Origin of the sequence: Leptospira licerasiae serovar Varillal str. VAR 010 (genome assembly GCF_000244755.1) — a bacterium.
In the GTDB taxonomy this organism is placed as follows: Bacteria; Spirochaetota; Leptospiria; order Leptospirales; family Leptospiraceae; genus Leptospira_B; species Leptospira_B licerasiae.
Genome location: NZ_AHOO02000005.1, coordinates 531,684 through 551,157, shown reverse-complemented (window position 1 = coordinate 551,157; position 19,474 = coordinate 531,684). Strand labels below are relative to the sequence as shown.

Sequence of the window (19,474 nt, the reverse complement as noted above, 5' to 3'; positions counted from 1 at the left end):
AATTATTCTAAGGGTTATAACCCTAAGGCATCTAAAACTTTCTGCAAGGCATCCAAACTTGGATAAGCAATACTAAGTTTTCCTTTTCCAGAAGAAGAATTATGGGTAATATCCACTTTCATAGAATACTTTTTGCGGAACTTATTCTCAAGCTCTACAATATCCACTTCTTTACGTTTGGATTTTTTCTTCTCACGAACAGGAGCTTCTTCCGTTAGATTAGCAACGATATCTTCTACTTGGCGGACAGTTAAACCTTTCTCCGCAATTTGATATGCGAGTTGTTCCGATTTTTTGCGATCCGCAATGGATAGAAGCGGTCTAGCATGACCTTCGGATATTCTACCATTCTTAACCAAATCCATAACTGAATCAGGTAATTGTAAAAGACGGATCAGGTTAGAAACTGTCGCGCGATTCTTTCCAACACGTGATGCAATATCCGTGATCTTTAATCCGGATTTTTCAGAAAGAGTTTTGTAAGCCAAAGCCTCTTCGATCGGGTTTAGATTTTCTCTTTGGATATTCTCAATCAGAGCCATTTCCAAAGTTTGTTGGACATTCGCCTTCTTAACTACAACTGGGATTTTTATAAAGCCTGCAATTTTACATGCACGGTATCTTCTTTCTCCGGAGATGATCTCATATCCCGATCCAGTATCTTTTACTACGATCGGTTGGATAACTCCATGAGCCTTAATTGTTTCCGCAAGTTCTCGCAAAGATTCTTCGTTAAAAGTTCTTCTAGGTTGGTCGGGATTTGGACGGATCTCGGAAAGTTTAACTTCTTTGAGTGAACCTTCTCCCCCTGCTTCCTTGAAAGATTTTTCCTCCGAAACAGGAATTAAATTGCCTAGTCCTCTACCTAATGCTTTCGGTTTTGCGCTAGCACTCATTAATTTTTACCGGCAACTTCTAATGCTAGACTTCTGTAACTTTGTCCACCAATCCCATCTGGATCATAGGAAAGAATAGACTTACCGAAAGAAGGAGCTTCTGAAAGTTTAATGTTTCTTGGGATAACAGTAGTATATACTTTTTCTTTAAAGTAAGACTTAACGTCCTCTGCCACTTGTTGAGCCAGATTGGTTCTCTTATCGAACATCGTGAGTAAAACACCCTCAAGCTCTAGAGAAGGATTCAATTTTTCCTGAACGAGAGAAATAATCTTCATAAGTTGGGTCAGTCCTTCCAAAGCGAAGTATTCCGTTTGCAGAGTGATCATTACGCTGTCGGCCGCGGACAATGCATTGATAGTAAGGACGCCGAGAGAAGGTGGACAATCGATCAGTATATAATCATACTCTGTTCTCAAATGACCGATCGCATCTTTTAAACGATATTCGCGATTTTCTTCTCCCAATAAGTCAGCTTCTGCACCGGACAAATTGATATTGGAAGGAATGATATGAAGATTTTCGATATCAGTTCTTTTGATACATTCCGCTGCGGAAGACTCTCCGATCAAAAGTTCATAAGAAGTATTTTGGAGAGTGTTGATCTCGAATCCTAAACCGGATCCCGAGTTACCTTGTGGATCAAAATCTACGATCAGGACCTTTTTGCCTATCGCAGCAAGATTTGCCGCAAGATTGATGGAGGTAGTAGTCTTTCCTACGCCGCCTTTTTGATTACTAATGGATACGATCTTTCCCATAGAATTCTTTGCTCTCCTTTTCGAGAAGCTTCCAAGCCCTAGGGATACCTTGCCTTGCCGATCCGACCTTTTTCAAGAATTTAATATGTCGCATGCCTAAAAATTCAAGTTCGGGCAAGAATATAGTTCGAATGACTTCAAAGCCACTATCAGCTAAGATCTTCTTTTCAATCTTTGCATCAAACTCGTCTTTCCCAATGAATGGGACATAATATCCATCTTCTATAATACATCTACTTAAGACTTCTGCGCTCCAAGGATAGGGCACAAACCCCCTAGAAACACCCAAATTCCAGTCAGTTTTCCAATCCTCCGCTCTTGCAAAAAGGAATTCAACACCATGAATCTTGTTTTCTTTCACAAACGTTTCCGTGTGAGAAAGTTTTCTTCTTTGTGAATCTAATAGAACTAACTTAGGTCTTTCCTTTTCTACTAGACAACGAAAGAAGAATCCAGGTATGCCCGGACCTGTGCCTGCATCTCCCACCTTCATCTTGTTAAACGATCCTAGTACGCTACGGATCTTATAAATATGAAAGATCGACTCAAGAACGTGGCGATCTAAGATCTCGTTTGTATCTCTTTTGGAGAAAAATCCGCCTGCTTGGTTCTTTTCTTTTAGGAAAGATAAGAATAGAGAGACAAGTTCCCAATCGAATAGGGGAAGGATCTGGTCAGTGTCTTTTGGAAATCTATATTTTATCGCGGCTCGGATCCCATCCGGATCATGATTGAAGTCCGGATGGCTTGTCTCTGTTTCTGTCATTCTACTTTGCGACTTGGTGATTGTATTCGATGATGGACTTGAATAAAATTTCAATACCCATCTTGAGCTGAGGAACACTCATACTCTCGTTCTTACCATGAATACCATCTATCTCTTCCGAGGAAAGTAATGCAGGGATAAGTCCGTAACATTTTAATCCAATCTGTCTGAGATAGGAACTGTCGGTAGTTCCAGGCGATAAGAACGGTGTGGCAATGGATCCCGGTTCAACTGAAGTAACAGTTCCTGCAAGGACTCTGAATAGTAATCCATCCATCGGAGAAATACTTCCCGATTCCAAGTGACGAGCAGTAACTTCTACTCCGTATTTTTCTCCGAGAGCTTTTACTTCTTCAAAGATCTTTTTCTCATCTTGTCCCGGAAGAATTCGAATGTCTAATGAGCCGGTCGTTTCGGAAGTGATCACATTCATTCCAATCGGATGACTATCTATACCTGTTAAGCTCACTGTGTTTCTAGTCATCGCTCTTAAGTGTCTATTAGAGTTGATCACACCTTTTAAGATCAAAAATAGTACAGGATTTCTAGATCTCTTTAAAACAAACGAGTCCGGAAAATTACTGATGCCACCCAATGAATAAAAGAATGCAGCAGTCTCGTCCTTGATCATAGTTTTGTTTCCGATGTTCTGCACTTCTTGTAAAAAATCCACCATGGACTTTGCCGCATAACTCACCGGCGGAGTACTTCCATGTCCCGGAATAGATTTAGCTTTTAAGTCCAACCATACCGCGCCTTTTTCCGCGAGTTGAATATTGAATACTTTAGATCCTTTGATAGCGATGTCTTTGGACCCAGTCCCACCTTCGTTCCAAACATATTCGTAACCATTGAATATTTCTTTATGTTTATCTACTAGGAATCTAGCTCCATGTTCCGAGCGACTTTCTTCATCTGCAATCGCAAGGAACATTAAGTTTCTTTCGAGCGGGATCTTCTTCTCATGGATAAGTAAGAATGCATATAGCTGCATGATACCAAGACCCTTAACATCCACTGCACCCCTTCCGTGAATTCTATCTCCTTTTCTTATTCCGGAGAATGGAGGAACATCCCAGTCTTTTGCATCCGCTTCTACAACATCGATATGATTTGTGAGTATTAAACCTTCTTTAGTTGTATCCTTACCTTTTAACTCAGCAAGAAGAGATGCTCTGTCCTGCTTACCGGGATATTCAATGATGCGAGAAGGGATTCCTCTTTTGTCTAAAATAGATTTTAAAAAGAGTGCTCCTTCTTTCTCTCTACCTCTGATAGTTGCTATCCTGATATAAGCTTGTAGATCTTTTGCGGCCTCTTCACTTAAAGCAGAGTAGTCTAAGTTCGGAATGTTTGCTTCCGGTTGAATGGGTTTGATCCCTTTTTCAGTGAATGCGATCGTATAAATTAGGAAGATCGCAATAAGAGCAAGGATCGTGATCCCGATTTTTTTGAGGGACATATTTCCTCTCCACTAATCTTTCTTTATTAGCTTCTAATGTTTTAGATGTAGAAGCCCGTAAAAAATTATTCAGTCAGTCAGCTTCGGCAAGGAGTTTTCCTTTGATTTCGAGAGCCGAATGTTATAATTTCATGTAGGACTTCCTACTGAAATAAAATGAGATTCCAAGAGTCTTACAGGTACTACAAAAGGAAAAGACCCAAATATCTGATCTTGATCCGGTATCATTATGGAAGAAACCCATTCAAATTTCCTAAAAAGACTCTTAACATTTTACACAAATAGTCGATGTCTAGAGGGAGGTAATCTCCATGTTAAAAAGAGTATTCTTCTCCTTCGTTTTTATCTTCTGCATCAGCCCGATCCATTCCTTCACTCCTGGAAAGTGGTCACATACTGATAGGATCGTTTTAGGTTTCGAAAAGGGCGGTCCTAGCCAAGAATTAGTAAAAGATTCAAAAGGTAATCTGATCTATACTGCGAAGTATGAATATGATCCTTCCGGAAAATTAATTAAAGAAAACTACATCGGACAAGATGGAAAACCAGACGGCTACACCAAGTTTGTATATAAAGAAGGTAAAATTTTAAAAGAAGAACTCTATAATAAAGACGGAGTGAATCTTGAATCTAAAAACTTCGGATACAATAAAGCCGGAGTCCTTTCTTCAATTGAACTAATTGATAAAGACGGGAAGAATATACTTACCTGCACAATCATCTCTTGGGGTGAAAATGGTTTAGTAAAAGAAGCTCAAACTGAATGGGCTGATGCTAAGATCACCGAAAGATTTGCGATCATTAAGGACCCGAACAAGCCGGGACTATTTCAACAGAATATATATAACGAAGATAAGCAACAAGCAGCGTCAACTGTTCTGACTTTTGATTCGAACGGAAAACTTCTGAGCCGTATGAATGTCCAAGGAACGATCGAAAGAATGAACCGACTCATCTGGGATAAAGACAATCGTTTGCAACAATTCACTTACTTGATCAAGCAGGGAGATAAATGGGCCGTGGAGAAAACTCACGAGCTTGTTTACGGAAAATAATCACTCGCGTTTCACGTGAAACAGAGCGAAGGGAGGGAAGATTACCCTCCCTTTTTTATATTCGCCTGTTGAAACTCCAACATACTCATCAAAGTGAATGTAAAATCGAATTGGCTATTATAATCCGAAAGTTTTGTCACACTTGGTAGTGAATCATCTACCCATATAATTTGATCAGAAGAATATAGATCCGCGCCAGCTTTGGTAAACACTTCAACATGGTTTGAATACCCTTGGGTACCCTTTTACTCGATCTGAATTCATGAGAATTAGGAAGAAGTGAATTAGAGTTTATAAGCTCTGATAGTGTTTTTCTAAAAAACGTTTCATGTGAAACGTTGGAATTCCAACACTCGGACCACAATAAACTTCCTTATTTGGGACGGGTCGATCTACATTCAGCACCAAGTGATTCACTACAATAAAAAACCCCGAGGCAACTCGGGGTCTTTCATTTCATCGGCTATAGTTCAGAAAGTTTAAACTGGGCTAGGCTTTCTTCCTTTAATATAAAAAAGAAGCATATCGATATCGCTTGGATCCACACCAGATATCTGAGCAGCCTTTTCTAAATTTAAAGGACGATGTTTTGTCAGTTTCTGGATGGCTTCTTTTTTAATACCGGGCACCAAAGAGTAATCGATCGTCTCAGGTATTGGAGTTGTTAGATATTTATTCTTCCAATCGATAGTATCTTGTTCTCTTTTAATATAACCCTCATACTTGATCTCCATCTCGATGACCTTTCTATCTTGTGCACTCAGTTCCTCCGACTCAGGCACTAGAAACTTAACATCTTCGAAAGCAATCTCAGGTCTTTTCAAAAAGGAATCCAACTTCGCACCATACTTCAAACTTTGGATGCCTTTCCTTTCTAGTAGAGCTTCGAACTCAGGTAGAGGCTTAAGCGGAGTTGATTGTATCTTTTCCTTAACTTCAGATATCTTCTTGTATCTACTATTCATCTCGCTAAAGGTTTCTTCCGATACAAGACCCATCTTATATCCGTACTTCATGAGTCTTTGGTCCGCATTGTCTTGTCTCAAAAGAAGTCTATGTTCCGCACGAGACGTGAACATTCTATACGGATCTTCTACACCTTTATGAACTAGATCATCTACAAGAACTCCGATATAAGACTCTCCTCTGGAAAACAGTATCGGCTCCTCCCCTCTCAAGGAAGAAAGCACACTGTAAGCGGCAACTAAACCTTGGGCAGCAGCTTCTTCATAACCGGTAGTGCCGTTGATCTGTCCCGCATGATAAAGACCTTTGATCTTTTTAGTTTCCAAAGTCGGTTTTAATTCCGTTGGATCAACATAGTCATACTCGATCGCATATCCAGGTCTTAAGATCTCAGCTTCTTCTAGTCCAGCAATGGAACGTACAAGCTTCCATTGCACTTCTTCCGGAAGACTAGTCGAGACTCCATTCAAATAGATCTCTTGTGTATCGTAACCTTCTGGTTCTAAAAAGATCTGATGCCTTTCTCTATCAGCAAAACGAACAATCTTATCTTCGATAGAAGGGCAATATCTAGGACCAGTCGATTTGATCTGACCGGAATACATAGGAGAAAGATGAATGTTCTCATTGATGAGCTGATGAGTTTTTTCATTCGTGTAAGTGATATAACAAGGGATCTGTCTACGAGTGATCTTAGTTGTAGAAAAAGAAAAAGGAGAAGGATCCGGATCACCTTCTTGCAAGCTCATCACGGAAAGATTTACTGAATTTTTATGGATCCGCGGCGGAGTTCCTGTTTTCAATCTTCCCAATTTCAAATCATACTTAGCAAGTGAATGAGAAAGACCTTTGACTGTAGGTTCTCCGAATCTTCCGTTCTCTTTTTGGTAAGTTCCAATATGAACAATAGAAGATAAGAATGTTCCTGTAGTTAAGATCAAATGATTGGTGAAAATTTCGAAACCTCTTCCTGTCCGAACTCCAACAATACGATCTCCTTCTATCAAAAGATCTTCTACAGTATCTTGCCTGATGGATAAGTTCTGAATAGATTCAAGTGTATGTTTTACTTTGAGTTGGTATTCTTTCTTCTCCGCTTGAGCTCTTGGAGCCCAAACGCTAGGGCCTTTAGATGTATTTAACATTTTGAACTGGATACCGGTAGCATCGATGACCTTTCCCATTAAACCACCGAGTGCATCTACTTCTCGAACCATATGTCCTTTTGCAATCCCACCGATAGCCGGGTTACAAGACATCTGTCCGATCGTATCTAAGTTCATTGTGATGAGTAAAGTTCTAGCGCCTCCGATAGATGAGACATAGGCAGCCTCGGAGCCTGCGTGACCCGCACCGACCACCACACAATCAAAACGATTGGGAAAAAAAGAAGAATTCATTTAGACCTAGCACTCCTGCATAAGCACTTCATAACATCGATCATTAGTCGACAGTAGAGCCCATGCTTAGAATCATGTAATCAATAGTATCACTTTCAGGTTCCCTGTACATGCCCGAATCCATCAAGAAACTCTCTTACTTCGAAGGAAAAATAGTCCCGGAGTCCGAAGCAAATATAAACATCAAAACTCACGCGTTACAATACGGAACCACAGTCTTTGGAGGTATCCGAGGATATTATGATCCTAGCTCTGATAACTTATATGTTTTTAGAATCTTAGATCATTATAAACGTTTGGTGAATTCCACTAAGATCATGCAATTGCAATTCACAAAAACTCCGGAAGAACTCCGTGACATAACCTTAGATCTACTTAAACAATCCGGATACAGAAGGAACGTATATCTTAGACCTTTCATCTATACCTCTGCTCTGCAACTTTCTCCTAGGTTCCACGATGTTCCTACTGAACTTGCAATTTATGTTTTAGAGTTGGACGACTACTTAGATACCAAGCGTGGACTGACTACTATGGTTTCTAGTTGGAGAAGGTTCGACGATACTGTGATCCCTACTCTCTCCAAAGTATCCGGAGGATATGTAAACTCTGCTCTTGCAAAATCGGAAGCAGTTCAGAACGGATATGACGAAGCGATCTTCTTAGATGGAAGAGGTTTCGTAAGTGAAGGTTCAGCGGAGAATATATTCTTAGTGAGAGATGGAAAGATCATCACACCATCCATCTCTTCTTCTTTACTAGAAGGAATTACAAGACGTTCCGTTCTTCAACTTGCTAAAGACTCTGGTTACGAAGTTATCGAGAGAGAGATCACAAGAAGTGAACTTTACATCGCAGATGAGATCTTCTTCTCAGGGACAGGAGTGCAGATCGCTTGGGTCAGCGAAGTGGATAAGAGAAAGATCGGTACTGGAGAAATGGGACCGATCACTAAAAAATTGCAGTCAACATTCTTCGATCTAGTAGTCGGTAAAAACCAAAACTACAAACACTGGTTGACTCCTGTTTATTAATCTTTAATAAAAAGAACATGTCTTCCGCATTCGGTATTGAGGAAATCAAAGGCCAAGAAAGGGCGCTCGTATTCCTAAAAAAATACACATCTCAACCTGACCTTCTTCCTCCCTTATTGATATTTCATGGGCCGGAAGGAACCGGAAAAGAATCCGCAGTCGAAAGATTTATCAGACATGTTCTCTGTTTAGAAGGAACTTCTTGTGGGCACTGCGTTTCTTGTAGAGCGTTTATGCACCATTCGCATCCGGATATCGTTTGGTTTCCATTAGAGAAAAATAAACAAATCGCGATAGGTAAAGAAGATAACCCGGAAGAGTTCACTATTCGTTGGTTGATCCGGACTAGACTTTATTATAGACCTCACCTTTCCAAGACAAGATTCATTATCATACCAGATGCTTCCCTCATCGGTAACGAAGCTGAAACCGCACTTTTAAAATCGCTAGAAGAAGCCCCCTTCTTCACACGTTTTATTTTCATAGTAAACGATTTGGAACAACTGAAAGAAACTATCGTAAGTAGAGCTGTTTGTATTCCTTTCGGATATCTTCCCCAACAAGTGATCAAGGAACTACATAATAAAAATTCGATCCCTTACTTTCCTGCAAAAGGAGGAAGTATGGTATCCTTCGATTGTCCATCGGAAGTATTAGAACAAATTTCTCAAAGGATCAACGGAAATCTAAGACAACCATTAGATTATCTTAGATTAGAAGAATGGATACTCGAATACAAAGAAGAACATTCTGATTGGAAAGAAGATTTTTCATTCAAGGACTTCTTGGATCTGATCGGATTACTATTATTGCAGGAATTTTCCAAATCGGATTTCGATTCTAATTTACCTAAGATGGAAGCGATCTTTCGTTTTAAGGAAAAATTACACGAAAGAGTTCATGGACAAGAGAACATCGCGTTATCATTGCTTATTCACGAACTATCTCTTCTAGAACAAAAATAAAAATTCATTTATACTTTCTTTAATTCTACACCTACCACTTCGCATAACAACGGTTAAATATAAGGAAATATCCGTAATAATACTAAGCGACATAATGATTTATTTATCACTAATCCACTGTGTTTTTCCTAAGGTTTCTTTTTCGATTTCCGAATTTTCATTTGTATGCGACTGACAGAAGAAAAATAGTGTAATCTCGTCGGATGGTCCTTCGGACCGTTTCCTAATTCAGTTTTTTCTTTTCCGAGACAAATGCGAGTTTCGTATTCATAAAGTCTTCGGTGCGTTTTGGATTTTTTTCTTTGGAGATTTTTTTGGACCCTAGTTGGAAGCGTGTATTAGAGGAAGTTTCCAAGGAAATTCCTCCCACTTACTTTGATAAGTTCATATATACCTTACAATTAGAGAGTTTAACAGACGATCGTTGCATTTTAATAGCCCCATCTTCTAATATAAAGACTCATGTTGAGAAAAAATATCAAAACCATATAGAAGAAGCAATCTTCAGAGCCAGCGGAAATAGAGTCCCGGTCGAGATCATTTTAGAAAGTGCCTCTAATTTAAGCGAAGTTCTTCAGGAAAAATTTAAAGATAAATCTTATTCCTTTAATCCGGATTATTCTTTTGATAATTTTATCGTAGGAAACACAAATCGTCTCGCTTTCAGCGCTGCGATGGAGTGTGTAAAAAATCCTGCAGAGATCAATCCTCTTTACTTATTTGGAAAAGTGGGAGTCGGTAAAACCCATCTTCTACATTCTATAGGTTCCGAAATCCTTAAAAAAGAACCTTGGAAAACTGTACATTACATAGATATAAAATCATTTATGAGCGAGTTTTTGTTCGCCCTGCAGTCAAGAGATTCTATCGAATCTTTTAAGATTAAATACCAATCTTATAATTGTTTATTGATCGACGATATTCAACTTCTGAACACAGGAGCGGAGAAAACCCAAGAAGAGTTCTTCTCTATTTTCAACTTTCTATTCGAAAGGAAAAGACAGATAGTGATCGCATCCGATCGCCCTAGCTCTGAACTTCCTCTACATGAAAGATTAAAATCTAGATTTGTAACAGGTGTTCAGGCGGATATCCAACCTCCAGACAAAGACATTCGCATTGGGATTTTAGAAAAAAACTGCCAAATTTTAAATTTGGGTCTTTCTCAAGAGCATATTCAATTCATTGCAGATCTGATCGAAGACGATACTCGTGCGCTTCTAGGTGCTTTGAATGATTTGGCTCTTCATAAAAGAGCATTCTCACATCTGTTCTTCACCACAACAATGATAGAAGAGATACTAAAGAATCGTATCTTCCGTAAAAAGAATTTCCAACTCAGCCAAGACAAGGTCATAGAACATATTTCTTCTCTTTATAACCTGGATCCGAACGAAGTGATGGGAAAGAGCAGAAAACCTGAGTATGTGATCCCTCGACATCTCTGTATGTATGTATTACACAAAGGTTTCCGACTGAATAAAAGTCAGGTAGGAAGAATGTTTTCTGCGGAACATACCACTGTAATCCACGCAGTCCGCAACATAGAAAATAAAATAAAAGATGATAAAGAATTTTCCATTAAAGTGGAAGAAGTTTTAAATCGATTCCGATTCCAATAAAAAACTTAGTTTCAATCCTCATCTAAAAGCGACATAGACCTATAGATAACTTGTAAATAGCTAGTTAATATTTTGACTATAACTAGTAAATAAGACATAACACAAAATTATTGTCCCTTATAGACTTCGGTTTTGAAGGTTATTATAACGGATACACAGGAGTTTTTTCCGGGTGTTGGAAATTGTACTTTTCAATATATATGCGACATATTTCCTTTATCTAAAGAGTTATGACTCTTATCTACATATGCACAGGTACAAGTACTACAACAGTACATATATAAGAATCTATATATAGATCACCTATATAAATGGAGAATGCAAATTGAAGATCAAAGTGAACACATCAGAATTCCTAAAAGCAATTCACGCTGTAGAGGGAGTTATCTCTGCTAGAGAAATACGTTCTGTTCTCTCCAACTTAAAATTAGAAGCTGAAACTTCTTCCGTCTCTATTTCTGCGACTGACTTAGAAATCTCTATTAAAACATCATTAAATGCTCAAGTAGAGAAGTCGGGAGACATTTCATTACCTGCAAAACAATTATCCAGTATTTTTAAGACCATTCATTTTGAAGAGGCGTTACTTTCAACGGAAGACGGCGATGCAGATTCCAGTATTACTTATATCACCGACGCTACAAAAAAGAATGATTATAAAAATAAGCTAAATGGAATGGACGCAGAAGAGATCAAAACTATTCCTAAAGTAGACCCTTCTAATATTTCCGATTTTCCGACAGCTATGTTCGCAGAGATGATCCGTAAAACTTCTTATGCGATCGCTCACGAGGATCAAAGATATATCTTCAACGGACTATTCATGGTTCCAAAGGGAGATAAACTTGTATTCGCAGTGACTGATGGAAGAAGATTATGTAAGATCGAAAGGCCTCTTTCAACTACTTTGAAATTCAAAGATTCAGTGATCATTCCTTCTAAGGCGATCAGAGAAATTTCTAAAATGATCGCTACTGCAGAAACTGGAAAGATCGGCATCATAGACAATCAGATCTACGTGAATGCAAATCAGATTGAATTACTTTGTAAATTGATCGAAGGTAATTTCCCTAATTACGAACAAGTAATTCCTAAGTCTTCTAAATTTAGCGCGGTGATCCCTAAAGAAGGATTTCAGATCTATCTTAGACAAGCTCTTATTGCTGCAGAAGAACCAACTCGTCAGATCCGTTTAACATTCACAAAAAATAATATTAACTTCTACGCTCAAACTCAAGGAGTGAACGAGGTTAGTATCAATATGCCTATCGAATATTCAGGAGACGAAGTTACTGTAGCATTCAAAGGTGAATATCTATCCGACGTATTCAAGTCCATCGACGACAATGAGTTCAGGATAGAATTCAGCGACTCGAGTTCCCCTGTTGTCTTTAAGGATCCTTCTGATCCTGATTTTATATCGGTAATCATGCCGATGAAAATTTAAAAGAGAAGATCCGTGTTTTTACGAAGCCTAAGGCTTCTCAATTTCAGAAATCACGAACAGATAAGCCTGGAGTTCAATTCCAGGCTTATTTTCTTTGTGGGTGAGAATGGAGAAGGAAAAACAAACTTACTAGAAGCGATCTCCATGATCTCTTGGTTAAAAAGTTTTAGGGAATCGGAAGAAGGGAATTTGATCCGTTGGAATTCCGACGGATATTATATCAAAGGCGAAGTTGATAGAGACCATAAAAGAGAAATTTATGAATTAGGTTTTTCTAAAAAACCAGTCAGTCGTCGCAAATTAAAATTTAATCAAGAAGAAGTTAAAAAAAGATCCGACTTAGTAGGAAAATTCTTAAGTGTTTTAATGACACCATTGGATTTGATTATTGTGGAAGGTGGGCCGTCCGAAAGAAGAAGATTTTTGGACAGTTTACTTTCCTCTTTAGATCCTTCTTACTTAAATGATCTGATTGAATACAATCGTATCTTAAAACAAAGAAATGCACTTTTAAAAAGTGGCTCCTCCGATCCTGGTCTCTATGAAATTTGGAATCAGAGATTGATCGAAAAAGGGATCAGTATTTTTGAAAAAAGAAAAGAATTCATTTTAGAGTTCGATCCCATCTATAGAGAAAATCTAAAAAAGCTCAGCGGCGGAAGAGACAATTTAACTCTGGAATACAAACCTAGCTTTTTCGATCTGGAAAACTTTAAAGAAACCTTACAAAGGAATATCAACAGAGATAGAAAATTAGGTTATACTTCCGTGGGAGTACACCGCGATGATCTATATATCGGAGAAGATAATCGTGACATCATGGATTTTGCTTCTCAGGGCCAAAAAAGAAGTACCGTAATTTCCCTAAAAGCGGCCGCATTCGAGTATTATCGTAGGAAATTGGGAAGAACCCCCATTCTTTTGATCGATGATGTAATTCGTGAATTAGATGTGAAAAGAAGGGAATATTTCGTGGATCTGGTCTTAAATTCTGGACAAGCCTTCTTTACTACTACCGACTTAGAAGGTATCTCAGACTATGTGGGAAGATTAGAAGATGAAAAACAGATCTTTGTAGTCAAGAATGGTCTAGTAACTCCTTACCAATGAAAGAAGAATCTAAAATACAAAAAATCGAACCTCAAGAGTTCAAAAATATTCTTCAAAACTTAGGCTTAACGGAAGAAAGTTTAGCGGAGAAAATAGCAGTCCAAACTTTAGCAAAACGTTGGGTCGACATAATAGGTCCGGTATATGCAAGTCATTCGGAACCATTTGCTTTAAAAGATGATACATTGGTGATCTTAACAGTTCATTCTGCATACAAACAAGAGATCCTTTTTATGAGAAAGAGGATCTTAAGTTATTCTGCTCGTTATTTGGGAAGAGATGTAGTAAAAAAAATTGAAATTAGGATCGGCAATCTCACTTCCAAAAAGCAAAAATCCCCCTCATATACCGCGGATAAAACCGGATTGGAGGGCAAACAAAACCTAGTTTCTTTAGCCGAAAAAGAAACCGATCCAATCGCAAAAAAAAGACTTTTAGAGCTGATTGAATACCTCTGAGAAGGAGATTCTTTACGGAAATACCTCCGAATTTCCTTGCCTCCTTAGCTAATTTAGGAAAACTATTCATAGATCCCGGAGGACTGGATGAGCCAACCAGAAAGCAGTTATAGCGCAGGTCAGATCAAAATCCTAGAAGGATTAGAGGCCGTACGCAAGCGCCCCGGAATGTATATCGGGACCCAAGATGAGACCGGTCTTCATAAGATGGTCTATGAGGTTGTAGATAACTCTGTAGACGAGGCAATGGCCGGTCACTGTACCGACATTACTATCTCCATTCTTCCTGATAATATTATAGAAGTGAAGGATAATGGGCGTGGAATTCCAGTAGCCATTCATCCTGAAAAAAATATCTCCACGATCGAAGTCGTTATGACCATTCTACACGCCGGTGGAAAGTTCGAGAACGATGCTTATAAAGTTTCCGGTGGACTCCATGGCGTTGGTGTATCTGTAGTTAATGCACTTTCCGAATCATTGGAAGTAGAAGTTTACCAAAATGGAAAGATCCATCAGCAAAAGTATTCCAGAGGTATTCCTCTTGGTCCTGTGAATGTTATTGGAGATACTACCGAAAGAGGTACAGTTGTTCGGTTTAAACCGGATGCAACCATCTTCACTACAACTGAATTCCATTTTGATGTATTAACTTCTCGCTTCCGAGAACTCGCATTTTTGAATAAGGGCCTAAAACTGATCGTTCAGGATAAGAGAAAGCCCGATTCTGAAAAGCATGAGTTCTTATTCGATGGTGGTATTGTTTCCTTCGTAGAATATCTGAATGAGAACAAACATCCACTTCACAAGACGATTCACTTCGAGAGAAACAAAGATGATGTAGTCGCAGAGATTGCGATACAATACTCCGATACATATTCTGAAAATATTTTTTGTTTCACTAATAATATAAATAATAACTTGGGTGGAACTCACTTAGAGGGCTTTCGTGCTGCTTTAACCAGAACTCTTAATGATTTTTTAAAGAAAGATCAACAGCTCGTAAAAAAACAACCCACTGCGTTATCGGGAGAGGACCTAAAAGAAGGGATCACTGCCGTAATTTCAGTAAAAATTCCACAACCTCAGTTCAACTCTCAGACAAAAGAAAAATTAGTAAACGCTGAGATCAAAGGGATCATGCAGACTCTAACAGGAGAAGGGCTCTCTCTTTTCTTCGAAGAGAATCCGGCGATTACTAAAAAGATATTAGAAAAATGTATATTATCTGCTAAGGCCAGAGAAGCTGCTCGTAAAGCTCGTGATTTAACTCGTCGTAAGTCAGTATTAGAAGGTGGTGGTCTTCCTGGAAAGTTGGCGGATTGTTCCGAAAAAGATCCGGCTGCTTCCGAACTTTATATTGTAGAGGGTGATTCCGCAGGCGGTTCCGCTAAACAAGGACGAGACAGACATTATCAGGCGATTCTTCCTTTAAAGGGAAAAATCCTAAACGTAGAAAAAGCCCGCTTAGATAAAATTCTTGGTAATGAAGAAATTCGAACTTTGGTTTCCGCATTAGGCACTGGAATTGGCGAAGATGAATTTAATGTAGATAAAGCTCGCTATCATAAGATCTTTATTATGACAGATGCAGATATAGACGGTTCTCATATTCGCACATTGCTTCTTACATTCTTCTTTCGTTATATGAAGCCAATCATTGAAAAAGGGTTTCTATATGTTGCACAACCTCCTTTGTATTTGATTAAACACGGTAAAACATCCACATATCTATTTTCCGATAAAGAAAAGGATGAATATCTAAAATCTCTTGGAACGGAAAAAGCAGTCATTCAACGATATAAAGGTTTGGGTGAGATGAATCCTGAACAACTTTGGGAAACGACAATGGATCCTGAAAAACGAGTCGTTCTAAAAGTAAAACTCGATGATTATGTGGAAGCAGAAGACACATTTAATATACTTATGGGCGACGAAGTAAATCCGAGACGTCGCTTTATTGAGGTCAACGCTGCAAAAGTTGCGAACCTTGATCTTTAATATATTGGTAATAGGAAATTCTAAATACAAATGAGCGAAGAGCTAGAGAACGAAACAAAAACTTTAGGATTCAGTCTTTCTTCCCGTCCTGATATTGGCGATGCATTGAAGAATGGCGTCAGGGTAATTCCTGTCGAAATCGAAGACCAAATGAAGGAAGCCTACCTGGGTTATGCGATGAGCGTAATTGTAGGAAGAGCTTTGCCTGACGTCAGAGACGGCTTAAAACCGGTTCACAGACGTATTCTACATGCAATGAATGAAAGGGCCTGGAGAAGCGATCGCCCTTATGTCAAATGCGCAAAGATTGTTGGAGAAGTATTAGGTAATTATCACCCACACGGGGACAGCTCCGTATACGATGCATTAGTTCGTATGGTCCAAGAGTTTTCTCTTAGAGTTCCTCTTATTGACGGGCAGGGAAATTACGGCTCCATAGACGGAGACAACCCTGCTGCATATCGATATACAGAAGCGAGACTTGCAAAAGTTGCAGAAGAACTTTTAAGAGATATAGAGAAGGAAACTGTAAACTTTTCTCCCAACTTCGATGATACCAAACACCAGCCAGATGTACTTCCTGCAAATTTTCCAAACTTATTAGTAAACGGTTCTTCCGGAATTGCCGTAGGAATGGCGACCAATATTCCGCCTCACAACTTAAGTGAATGTGTTGAGGCAGTTGTTGCCGTTATCCGAAATCCGGAGATTACGATTCCTGAACTATTAAAGATTATTCCTGGTCCGGATTTTCCTACAGGTGGTATCATCATAGGAGGAGAAGGTTTACTCTCAGCATATCATACAGGCCGCGGTTCCATTCGTATCCGATCCAAAGTGGAGATCGAAGAGAACAAAAAAGGCCGAGAAGTTATCGTAGTCACAGAGATCCCTTACCAAGTGAACAAGAGAACTCTCCTAGAAAGAATAGGAGAACTTGTTAACGAAAAACAGATCGAAGGAATTTCCGAGATCTTAGATCTTTCCGACAGAAAAGGGATCCGTGTAGAGATCCATATTAAAAAAGATGCAAATGCTCAGGTGATCCTGAACCAACTTCTAAAACTTACTCAACTACAAGTAAGTTATGGGATCACGATGCTTGCGATCTTAGATAATAAGCCTAAGATCTTTAATATCAAAGAGATCTTAGTTGCTTATTCCATCCACAGAAAAGAAGTAATTGTTCGTAGAACCCAATTCGATCTGGATAAGGCCGAAAAACGAGCTCATATATTAGAAGGGTTAAAGATCGCTCTCGAGAATATTGAGGAAGTGATCAAAGTGATCCGTGCTTCTAAAAATGCGGCCGAAGCGAAAGAACAGTTGATGGCTCGCTTCATTCTTTCCGATGTCCAAGCTGATGCGATCCTTGAAATGAGACTCCAAAGACTTACTTCTTTGGAAGTCCAAAAGGTAATCGATGAGTTGGAAGAAGTTCGTGCTCTTATTATGGATCTGAAGGATATTCTAGCAAAACCTGAAAGGGTGTCCGACATAGTTTGTACTGAGTTGTTAGAAGTTTCCGAAAAATTCGGGAACAAAAGAAAAACGGATATCAGCTTAGAAAGTGTAGAATCTTCCTCTTTCAACGCGGAAGATCTCATTGCGGACGAAGAAGTCGTATTACAAATTACTTATGATCAATTCGTAAAAAGACTTCCTCTGGATACTTTCAAAAGACAAAGACGCGGTGGAAAAGGAATCCAAGGACTTTCTCAAAAGAGAGAAGACGTGGTCAAGATCATGAAAACCGCGATGACTCACGACAATGTGATGTTCTTCTCTAATATCGGAAAAGTTTATATGATGAAAGCTTATGAACTTCCTCAAGCTTCCAAGGAGGCCAGAGGAAAATCATTAAAAGCAATCATAGGTCTTGGCGAGAACGAAACTGTCTCCGCAATATTCACATTTAGAGAAGAAGATAAAGGAAAAGATCTACTGCTCGTAACTAAAAATGGATTTATTAAACGAGTAGAATTATCCGAGTTTGGCAATGTCAAAAAATCCGGTATAATTGCGATTGGCCTTAGAGATGGAGACCAACTCATCCAAGTAATTTCCGTCGAGAAGGGAGACAACGTCATGATCTTCTCCGCAAACGGACTCGCGCTTCGTATCGAAATGGATACAATCCGCGCCCAAGGAAGAACAGCCCAAGGTGTGACCGGAATGAGACTTTCTAAAGAAGACGCGATTGTTGGGCTTTCCAAGGTGGTAGAAGGAGACGATATATTCCTGATCTCTGAGAATGGTTACGGAAAACGTCTTGGCTTCGAAGAGTTCGGGACCAAAGGAAGAGGAGGCAAAGGAATGGCCTTCTTGAAAGTGGGAGAGAAAAACGGTGCGGCTGTTGCTGTAAGTTCAGTGGGAGAAGAAGACGAGATCATCTTAGTAACCCAACAAGGAATGGTCATCAGAACCGAAGCGAACCAAATCTCCAAAATGGGAAGAACTGCAGTAGGAGTCAGAGTCGTTGACATCAAGGACAACGATAAGGTCCAAGATTGTACTGTAATTCGAGAAAATAAGGAAAAATGATCCGTATCGGCTCTGTCGAAATTCCCGGTTGGTTGGCCATGTCGCCGATGGCCGGGATCAGTGATAGCCCGACCAGAACCATAGCCCGGAGATACGGATCCGCCTTCTCCTATACTGAATTCGTTTCAACTGACAGCCTTGCTGTCGGATCTAAAAAAGCATTATCTCTATTACGTTTTCGTGAAGAGGAAAGACCGATCACTTTCCAGATCTTCGGTAATAAACTCGAGATCATAGTCGAAGCAGCAAAAAGAATTCGCGAATTAAATCCGGACATTATAGACTTAAACATGGGCTGTCCAGCTCGAAATGTTTCCATGAGGGGCTCCGGAGTCGGTCTTCTTCTCAAGCCTGTATATGCAGGAAGAATAATAGAAGAAATGAGAAAGGCACTGGATATTCCAGTCACTGCAAAGATCCGTTTAGGCTGGGATGATACTTCCAGAAATTATATGGAAGTATCCCGGATCTTAGAAGAATCCGGAGTGATGGCGATCTCCGTTCATGGGAGAACCCGTGAGATGGGTTATTCAGGAAAAGCGGATTGGGATGCGATCTCCGACATTAAATCCGAAAGAAAGGTCCCTATCTTCGGAAACGGAGACGTAAGCAGTTACGAAGAAGCGCTTCGCAGGAAGGAAGAATCCAAAGTCGATGGAGTTTTGGTCGGTAGGAACTCCATTGGAAATCCTTGGATATTCTCAAATATCAAAAAAGAGGATCTGAGTTTCGAAGAGATCCTATCTACTACATTCAGTCATTTGCAATTGATGAGAGAAACCTTCGGAGATAAGTATGGTTTAATTCTTCTCCGAAAACATCTGGTGCGTTATGTACAATCCAGAAAAGAAGTAGAATCTGTGAGACTAGAACTTCTCAAAACGGAAGACCCCGAAAAATTGATCCAAATTCTGCACGAAGCTCAGAATAGTCTGAGCTTAGCTTCTTAATCCCTAAGGATTGGGATTGACAAAGATTTTTTAAAAT

15 protein-coding genes are annotated in these 19,474 nt (G+C 39.3%); 10 read left to right on the top strand and 5 right to left on the bottom strand.

Features of this window, described 5'->3' with window-relative positions:
* Window positions 1-14: 14 nt before the first annotated feature.
* The 4 genes from LEP1GSC185_RS03090 to LEP1GSC185_RS03075 are packed head-to-tail and all read right to left on the bottom strand — an operon-like array spanning window position 15 to window position 3,885.
* Complete coding sequence (locus LEP1GSC185_RS03090; RefSeq protein ID WP_008590338.1) at window positions 15-896, bottom strand: ParB/RepB/Spo0J family partition protein; 882 nt, start codon at window positions 894-896, stop codon at window positions 15-17.
* The gene (locus LEP1GSC185_RS03085) at window positions 896-1,657 is read right to left on the bottom strand and encodes a ParA family protein (RefSeq protein WP_008590261.1); all 762 of its coding nucleotides are present in this window, start codon (window positions 1,655-1,657) and stop codon (window positions 896-898) included. Before LEP1GSC185_RS03085 ends, LEP1GSC185_RS03090 begins: the two co-directional genes overlap by 1 nt.
* Complete coding sequence (locus tag LEP1GSC185_RS03080) at window positions 1,635-2,423, bottom strand: RsmG family class I SAM-dependent methyltransferase (RefSeq protein ID WP_008591651.1); 789 nt, start codon at window positions 2,421-2,423, stop codon at window positions 1,635-1,637. Before LEP1GSC185_RS03080 ends, LEP1GSC185_RS03085 begins: the two co-directional genes overlap by 23 nt.
* 1 nt (window position 2,424) lies before the next feature.
* Window positions 2,425-3,885: a M20/M25/M40 family metallo-hydrolase gene (locus tag LEP1GSC185_RS03075; protein ID WP_008589704.1), complete on the bottom strand. Its 1,461-nt coding sequence runs from the start codon at window positions 3,883-3,885 to the stop codon at window positions 2,425-2,427.
* Between the two features lie 311 nt (window positions 3,886-4,196).
* On the opposite strand from LEP1GSC185_RS03075, the gene LEP1GSC185_RS03070 reads away from it, so the two are divergent.
* The gene (locus LEP1GSC185_RS03070; protein ID WP_008591151.1) at window positions 4,197-4,940 is read left to right on the top strand and encodes a hypothetical protein; all 744 of its coding nucleotides are present in this window, start codon (window positions 4,197-4,199) and stop codon (window positions 4,938-4,940) included.
* Window positions 4,941-5,419: 479 nt separating this feature from the next.
* On the opposite strand, the gene mnmG is transcribed toward LEP1GSC185_RS03070, so the two are convergent.
* Window positions 5,420-7,306: a tRNA uridine-5-carboxymethylaminomethyl(34) synthesis enzyme MnmG gene (mnmG, locus tag LEP1GSC185_RS03065; RefSeq protein ID WP_008590877.1), complete on the bottom strand. Its 1,887-nt coding sequence runs from the start codon at window positions 7,304-7,306 to the stop codon at window positions 5,420-5,422.
* Window positions 7,307-7,416: 110 nt separating this feature from the next.
* Between mnmG and LEP1GSC185_RS03060 the strand changes: the two genes are divergently transcribed.
* From LEP1GSC185_RS03060 to LEP1GSC185_RS03020, 9 genes are all read left to right on the top strand, one after another.
* Complete coding sequence (locus LEP1GSC185_RS03060) at window positions 7,417-8,340, top strand: branched-chain amino acid transaminase (RefSeq protein WP_008591557.1); 924 nt, start codon at window positions 7,417-7,419, stop codon at window positions 8,338-8,340.
* A 17-nt stretch (window positions 8,341-8,357) separates the two neighbouring features.
* Window positions 8,358-9,305, top strand: a complete 948-nt coding sequence (locus LEP1GSC185_RS03055; RefSeq protein WP_008590506.1) for a hypothetical protein — start codon at window positions 8,358-8,360, stop codon at window positions 9,303-9,305.
* Between the two features lie 314 nt (window positions 9,306-9,619).
* A complete protein-coding gene (gene dnaA / locus LEP1GSC185_RS03050) occupies window positions 9,620-10,927 on the top strand; it encodes a chromosomal replication initiator protein DnaA (protein ID WP_008590074.1) in 1,308 nt (435 codons plus the stop codon).
* Window positions 10,928-11,252: 325 nt separating this feature from the next.
* Entirely contained in the window at window positions 11,253-12,374 is a 1,122-nt protein-coding gene (dnaN, locus tag LEP1GSC185_RS03045; RefSeq protein WP_008590573.1) for a DNA polymerase III subunit beta, read from the top strand.
* A 12-nt stretch (window positions 12,375-12,386) separates the two neighbouring features.
* The gene (gene recF / locus LEP1GSC185_RS03040) at window positions 12,387-13,484 is read left to right on the top strand and encodes a DNA replication/repair protein RecF (protein ID WP_008589430.1); all 1,098 of its coding nucleotides are present in this window, start codon (window positions 12,387-12,389) and stop codon (window positions 13,482-13,484) included.
* Window positions 13,481-13,942: a DciA family protein gene (locus LEP1GSC185_RS03035; protein WP_008590238.1), complete on the top strand. Its 462-nt coding sequence runs from the start codon at window positions 13,481-13,483 to the stop codon at window positions 13,940-13,942. The genes recF and LEP1GSC185_RS03035 overlap by 4 nt, the downstream gene beginning before the upstream one ends.
* Window positions 13,943-14,029: 87 nt before the next feature.
* Window positions 14,030-15,943 carry a DNA topoisomerase (ATP-hydrolyzing) subunit B gene (gene gyrB / locus LEP1GSC185_RS03030; RefSeq protein ID WP_008591693.1) on the top strand — a complete coding sequence of 638 codons (1,914 nt, stop codon included), beginning with the start codon at window positions 14,030-14,032 and terminating at the stop codon, window positions 15,941-15,943.
* Between the two features lie 30 nt (window positions 15,944-15,973).
* Window positions 15,974-18,487 carry a DNA gyrase subunit A gene (gene gyrA, locus LEP1GSC185_RS03025; RefSeq protein ID WP_008591347.1) on the top strand — a complete coding sequence of 838 codons (2,514 nt, stop codon included), beginning with the start codon at window positions 15,974-15,976 and terminating at the stop codon, window positions 18,485-18,487.
* On the top strand, window positions 18,484-19,437 hold the full coding sequence (locus LEP1GSC185_RS03020) for a tRNA dihydrouridine synthase (protein WP_008590561.1): 954 nt from the start codon (window positions 18,484-18,486) through the stop codon (window positions 19,435-19,437). Before gyrA ends, LEP1GSC185_RS03020 begins: the two co-directional genes overlap by 4 nt.
* Window positions 19,438-19,474 lie beyond the last annotated feature (37 nt).

Bases quoted from the DNA above. Each gene is read 5' to 3' on its own strand.
- LEP1GSC185_RS03090 (WP_008590338.1), bottom strand. From the start codon at position 896: ATGAGTGCTAGCGCAAAACCGAAAGCATTAGGTAGAGGACTAGGCAAT.
- LEP1GSC185_RS03085 (WP_008590261.1), bottom strand. From the start codon at position 1,657: ATGGGAAAGATCGTATCCATTAGTAATCAAAAAGGCGGCGTAGGAAAG.
- LEP1GSC185_RS03080 (WP_008591651.1), bottom strand. From the start codon at position 2,423: ATGACAGAAACAGAGACAAGCCATCCGGACTTCAATCATGATCCGGAT.
- LEP1GSC185_RS03075 (WP_008589704.1), bottom strand. From the start codon at position 3,885: ATGTCCCTCAAAAAAATCGGGATCACGATCCTTGCTCTTATTGCGATC.
- LEP1GSC185_RS03070 (WP_008591151.1), top strand. From the start codon at position 4,197: ATGTTAAAAAGAGTATTCTTCTCCTTCGTTTTTATCTTCTGCATCAGC.
- mnmG (WP_008590877.1), bottom strand. From the start codon at position 7,306: ATGAATTCTTCTTTTTTTCCCAATCGTTTTGATTGTGTGGTGGTCGGT.
- LEP1GSC185_RS03060 (WP_008591557.1), top strand. From the start codon at position 7,417: ATGCCCGAATCCATCAAGAAACTCTCTTACTTCGAAGGAAAAATAGTC.
- LEP1GSC185_RS03055 (WP_008590506.1), top strand. From the start codon at position 8,358: ATGTCTTCCGCATTCGGTATTGAGGAAATCAAAGGCCAAGAAAGGGCG.
- LEP1GSC185_RS03035 (WP_008590238.1), top strand. From the start codon at position 13,481: ATGAAAGAAGAATCTAAAATACAAAAAATCGAACCTCAAGAGTTCAAA.
- gyrB (WP_008591693.1), top strand. From the start codon at position 14,030: ATGAGCCAACCAGAAAGCAGTTATAGCGCAGGTCAGATCAAAATCCTA.
- gyrA (WP_008591347.1), top strand. From the start codon at position 15,974: ATGAGCGAAGAGCTAGAGAACGAAACAAAAACTTTAGGATTCAGTCTT.
- LEP1GSC185_RS03020 (WP_008590561.1), top strand. From the start codon at position 18,484: ATGATCCGTATCGGCTCTGTCGAAATTCCCGGTTGGTTGGCCATGTCG.